5 protein-coding genes are annotated in these 5,660 nt (G+C 72.2%); all 5 read left to right on the top strand.

All coding sequences use genetic code 11. The features are described 5' to 3' along the window. A partial coding sequence (locus tag PSH25_RS14265; RefSeq protein WP_274527455.1) for an MATE family efflux transporter occupies positions 1–690 on the top strand: 690 nt, incomplete at its 5' end. A gap of 71 nt (positions 691–761) precedes the next feature. Beyond that, complete coding sequence (truB, locus tag PSH25_RS14270) at positions 762–1,664, top strand: tRNA pseudouridine(55) synthase TruB (RefSeq protein ID WP_274527456.1); 903 nt, start codon at positions 762–764, stop codon at positions 1,662–1,664. Positions 1,665–1,740: 76 nt separating this feature from the next. Beyond that, positions 1,741–2,670 (top strand): bifunctional riboflavin kinase/FAD synthetase, encoded by a 930-nt coding sequence (locus PSH25_RS14275; RefSeq protein ID WP_238659555.1) that lies wholly within the window; start codon positions 1,741–1,743, stop codon positions 2,668–2,670. A 199-nt stretch (positions 2,671–2,869) separates the two neighbouring features. Further along, the gene (gene rpsO, locus PSH25_RS14280; protein WP_030337594.1) at positions 2,870–3,139 is read left to right on the top strand and encodes a 30S ribosomal protein S15; all 270 of its coding nucleotides are present in this window, start codon (positions 2,870–2,872) and stop codon (positions 3,137–3,139) included. Positions 3,140–3,366: 227 nt separating this feature from the next. Beyond that, positions 3,367–5,660: polyribonucleotide nucleotidyltransferase (locus PSH25_RS14285; RefSeq protein WP_238659556.1), on the top strand; the 2,294-nt coding region annotated here is incomplete at its 3' end.

A 5,660-nucleotide genomic window follows, 5' to 3' on the forward strand; every position in this document is an offset into this window, starting at 1 on the left:
GGGGCCCGGGTCGGTGTGCGGGTATCGCTGCGTGCCCGACCCAGATTGATACGCAAGCGACTGGTTCTCAGCCGGGACCTGCTGATGAGTGGGCTGGCGTTCCAGGCCAGCTTCCTGTCCGCGACCGCCGTCGCCGCCCGCTTCGGCGCCGCCGCCGTCGGCGCCCACCAGATCGTCCTGCAACTCTGGTTCTTCACCGCGCTGGTGCTCGACGCCCTCGCCATCGCCGCGCAGTCCCTGGTCGGTGCCGCGCTCGGCGCCGGCGACGACGCGGCGGCGCGGGCGCTCGCCCGCCGGATCGGGCTGCTCGGCGGCGTCTGCGGCGTGGGCTTCGCGCTGCTCGTCGCCGCCGGCGCCGGCGTCGTGCCGTCGTGGTTCAGCTCCGATGCGGGGGTACGCGAGCAGGCCATGGTGGCCTGGCCGTGGTTCGTCGTCATGCTGCCGCTGGCCGGGGTGGTGTTCGCCCTCGACGGCGTGCTGATCGGCGCTGGCGACGTGCGTTACCTACGCAACCTCACCATCGTGGCGGCGCTCGGCGGCTTCCTGCCGGCCATCTGGCTGGCGTACGCGCTCGAACTCGGGCTGGGCGGCATCTGGGCCGGGCTCACCCTGTTCGTGGTGATCCGGCTGGCCGCCCTGCTGCTGCGACTGCGCAACGGCAGTTGGGCGGTGACCGGCGCGGTCCGCTGAGGGCCCCAGCTGGCGCCCCCGGTCGTCCGGGTCACGCGGGGCCTGCCCACGCACTCCCGGGTACCGGCCATCTGGCAGGCTTGGCCGACGTGAGCACCGATGGTCTGATCGTGGTCGACAAGCCCGGCGGCATGACGTCGCACGACGTGGTGGCACGCATCCGCCGACTGGCGAAGACCCGACGGGTCGGGCACGGCGGCACCCTCGACCCGATGGCGACCGGCGTGCTGGTGATCGGTGTCGGCCGGGCCACCCGGCTGCTGACCTACGTGATCGGCGCGGGCAAGAGCTACGCCGGCACCATCCGGCTCGGCCAGACCACAGTCACCGACGACGCCGAGGGTGACGTGACCGCCACCGTACCGGCCGGCCAGGTCACCGACGACGCGATCCGGTCGGCGCTGGCCGGGCTGAGCGGCGAGGTCGACCAGGTGCCGAGCGCGGTCAGCGCCATCAAGATCGACGGGCAGCGGGCGTACAAGCGGGTCCGCGACGGGGAGAGCGTCGAGCTGCCGGCGCGGCGGGTCACCATCTCCCGGTTGGAGGTGCTGGCGATCCGCCGCAGCGAGCCGGACGTGGTGGACGTGGACGTGGATGTGACCTGCTCGTCCGGCACGTACATCCGGGCCATCGCCCGGGACGCGGGCCTGGCGCTCGGCGTCGGCGGGCACCTCACGGCGCTGCGGCGCACCGCTGTGGGTGGCTTCACCCTGGCCGAGGCGGCGACCCTCGACGAGTTGGAGCAGCGCGCCCCGGACGTGGTGAACCTGCCACTGGACGCGGCGGCCGACCGGTTCTTCGCGCGCCGGGAGGCCACCCCCGACGAGGCCCGAGTGCTCGCCCACGGCGGGCCACTGGACCCGGCCGGCCTCGCCGGGCCGTACGCCGTCTTCGGGCCGGCCGGCGGCCTGATCGCTATCGTCAGCGAGCGGGACGGGCGGGCTCGGGCGGAGATCGTGCTCGCCCCGGCCTGACAGCGGGACGCAGGTTCGCCGGCCCGCAGCCGGCGTTGTCGACCCGCCGGCCGGCGGGACAGCAGAGAGGAACGGCATGCAGCGGTGGCGGGGCTACGACGCGGCGCCCGGCGGGTGGGGACGCTCGGTGGTCACCATCGGCGTCTTCGACGGCGTGCACAAGGGGCACCAGGCGACGATCGGGCACGCCGTGGCCCGGGCCCGCGAGCTGGGCGTGCAGTCGGTGGTGGTCACCTTCGACCCGCACCCGGCCGAGGTGGTCCGCCCCGGTTCGCACCCGGCGGTGCTCACCGAGCCGGCCCGTAAGGCCGAGCTGATCGAGGCGCTCGGCGTGGACGTGCTGTGCGTGGTGCCGTTCACCCCGGAGTTCTCCCGGGTGCCGGCCGAACAGTTCGTGCACGACGTCCTGGTCGAGCACCTGCACGCGGCGTTGGTGGTGGTCGGCAGCAACTTCCGCTTCGGGCACCGGGCCGCCGGCGACGTGGCGTTGCTGGAACGACTGGGTCAGACGTTCGGCTTCGCCGTGGAGGGCGGCCCGCTGGTCGCCGAGGACGGCACCGTCTTCTCCTCCACGTACATCCGGTCCTGCGTCGACGCGGGCGACGTGGGCGCGGCGGCCGCCGCGCTGGGCCGCCCACACCGGGTGGAGGGCGTCGTGGTCCGGGGCGACCAGCGGGGCCGGGAGCTGGGCTTCCCCACCGCCAACCTGCTCTGCCACCGGTACGCGGCGGTGCCCGCCGACGGCGTGTACGCGGCCCGGCTGATCCGCCGCGGCCAGCACGAGCCGCTGCTTGCGGCGGTGTCCGTGGGCACCAACCCGACCTTCTCCGGCCGGGAGCGGCGGGTGGAGGCGTACGCGCTGGACTTCAGCGGCGACCTGTACGGCGAGCGGCTGGCCCTGGACTTCGTGGCGCACCTGCGTGGTCAGATCCGGTACGACTCGATCGAGCCGTTGATCGCCCAGATGAATCAGGACGTCGAGCGCACCCGGCGCGTACTGGCCTGATCGTGGCGGGGTGACGGGCCGCCACCGAGGCCCTTCGCCGGGTGTTACCGGCGAGTGCTGGTAGTCTTGCCGGGACGTCGGGTGACCGGCGTGGGGCCTCGCGTGCCTGCTCGACGCCGCGGGTGCGAGGTACCGGTCCGTTCCCGGTCCACCGGGACGACGGACACCCACTTGATCAACCCATCGAAACAGGGAGAACATGGCGCTCGATCAGGAAGCCAAGGCCAGCATCCGCGCGGAGTACGCGACCGCCGAGGGCGACACCGGTTCGCCGGAGGTCCAGGTCGCGGTCCTCACCAAGCGGATCGCCGAGCTGACCGAGCACCTGAAGGTGCACAAGCACGACCACCACAGCCGCCGTGGGCTGCTGCTGCTGGTCGGCCGGCGCCGTCGGTTGCTCAACTACGTCCAGAAGAAGGACATTGCCCGCTACCGGTCGCTCATCGAGCGGCTCGGTCTGCGCCGGTGACGTGACGGGGGAGTGGCCGGACGGCCGCTCCCCCGTACCGCGTCCCACCTGAGGAAACACGGGCCGCGCGACCACCCGAGAGGGAGCCGGTCAGCGTACCGGTCTCCGGTAGTGGCCCCCGGGAACCCCGGCATCATGCCGGCCACCCGGGCGCTTCGATCGAAGACCGGCCGGCTGAGCAGCTCCCCGATGTCGTGGGCCCACGACGCGAAGGAGCACGACAGCACATGACCGAGACCAAACTCGGCACCGAATCCCGCACCGCCGTGATCGACAACGGGTCCTTCGGCACCCGTGAGATCACCTTCTCCACCGGTCGGCTGGCTCGCCAGGCCGCCGGTTCCGTCATCGCCCAGCTGGGCGAGACGGTCGTTCTCTCCGCCACGACCGCCGGTAAGCACCCGAAGGAGCAGTTCGACTTCTTCCCGCTGACCGTCGACGTCGAGGAGCGGATGTACGCCGCGGGCCGCATCCCCGGCTCGTTCTTCCGCCGTGAGGGTCGGCCCAGCGAGGACGCGATCCTCACCTGCCGGCTGATCGACCGGCCGCTGCGCCCGTCCTTCGTCAAGGGCCTGCGCAACGAGGTCCAGGTCGTCGAGACCATCCTCGCGCTCGACCCGCAGCACCCGTACGACGTCGTGGCGATCAACGCCGCCTCGATGTCGACCAAGCTCTCCGGCCTGCCGTTCTCCGGCCCGATCGGTGCGACCCGCGTCGCCCACATCGACGGCCAGTGGGTCGCCTTCCCGACCCTGGAGGAGCTGGCTCGCGCCACCTTCGACATGGTCGTGGCCGGCCGCACGCTCGAAGACGGCGACGTCGCGATCATGATGGTCGAGGCCGAGGCCACCCCGAACGCCGTCGCCCTGATCTCGGCCGGTGCCACCGCCCCGACCGAGGAGGTCGTCGCCAGCGGTCTGGAGGCCGCCAAGCCGGCGATCCGTGAGCTGTGCCGCGCGCAGAGCGAGCTGGCCGAGGTCGCCGCCAAGCCGGTGACCGAGTTCCCGGTCTTCCTGGACTACCAGGACGACGTTTACGACGCCGTCGCCGAGCTGGCCCGCGGTGAGGTCGCCGAGGCGATCACCATCGCCGGCAAGGCCGACCGCGAGGAGGCCCTGGACCGGGTCAAGGCCCGGGTCGCCGAGGAACTGGGCGCTCGGTTCGAGGGTCGGGAGAAGGAGCTCAGCGCCGCCTTCCGGTCGCTGACCAAGTCCGAGGTGCGCAACCGCGTGCTGCGCGAGCAGGTCCGCATGGACGGGCGTGGCCCGCGCGACATTCGGGCGCTGACCGCCGAGGTCGGCGTGCTGCCCCGGGTGCACGGTTCGGCGCTGTTCGAGCGGGGCGAGACCCAGATCCTGGGCGTCACCACGCTGAACATGCTCCGCATGGAGCAGATGGTGGACACGCTGTCCCCCGAGAACCGCAAGCGCTACATGCACAACTACAACTTCCCGCCGTACTCGACCGGTGAGACCGGCCGGGTCGGCTCGCCGAAGCGTCGCGAGATCGGCCACGGCGCGCTCGCCGAGCGGGCGCTGATCCCGGTGCTGCCGTCGCGCGAGGAGTTCCCGTACGCCATCCGGCAGGTGTCGGAGGCGCTCGGCTCCAACGGCTCCACCTCGATGGGTTCGGTCTGCGCCTCGACGCTGGGCCTGCTCTCCGCGGGTGTCCCGCTGAAGGCGCCGGTCGCCGGCATCGCCATGGGCCTCATCTCCGACGAGGTGGACGGCAAGACCCAGTACGTGACGCTCACCGACATCCTCGGTGCCGAGGACGCGTTCGGTGACATGGACTTCAAGGTCGCCGGCACGCCGGAGTTCGTCACCGCGCTCCAGCTCGACACCAAGCTCAACGGCATCCCGTCGGACGTGCTGGCCGCCGCGTTGCAGCAGGCGAACGAGGCCCGGCAGGTCATCCTCGGGGTCATGAAGGCGGCGATCGAGGCTCCGGCCGAGATGTCCGACTACGCGCCGCGGGTCACCACCGTCAAGATCCCGGTCGACAAGATCGGCATGGTGATCGGCCCGAAGGGGCAGACCATCAACGCGATCCAGGACGAGACCGGCGCCGAGATCTCCATCGAGGACGACGGCACGATCTACGTCGGCGCCACCAACGGCCCGTCGGCCCAGGCGGCCGTCGACCGGATCAACGGCATCGCCAACCCGACGCTGCCGAAGCAGGGCGAGCGGTTCCTCGGCACGGTGGTCAAGACCGCCGCGTTCGGCGCGTTCATCTCGCTCCTGCCGGGCCGTGACGGCCTGCTGCACATCTCCAAGGTGGGCGACGGCAAGCGGGTCGAGCGCGTTGAGGACTTCCTCAACGTCGGTGACCGGGTCGAGGTCGAGATCGCGGACATCGACGCCCGCGGCAAGATCTACCTCGACAAGGTCCGCCCGGAGGGCACCGAGGCTCCGGCCGCGGCTGAGGCCGCCGCTGGCGACCGGCCGGCTGGTCGGGACCGGGGCGACCGGGCTCCGCGTGACCGCGGCGACCGTGAGCGTGGCGGCGACCGTGGCGG

The sequence above is a fragment of the Micromonospora foliorum genome (genome assembly GCF_022229015.1).
Lineage (GTDB): Bacteria > Actinomycetota > Actinomycetes > Mycobacteriales > Micromonosporaceae > Micromonospora > Micromonospora foliorum.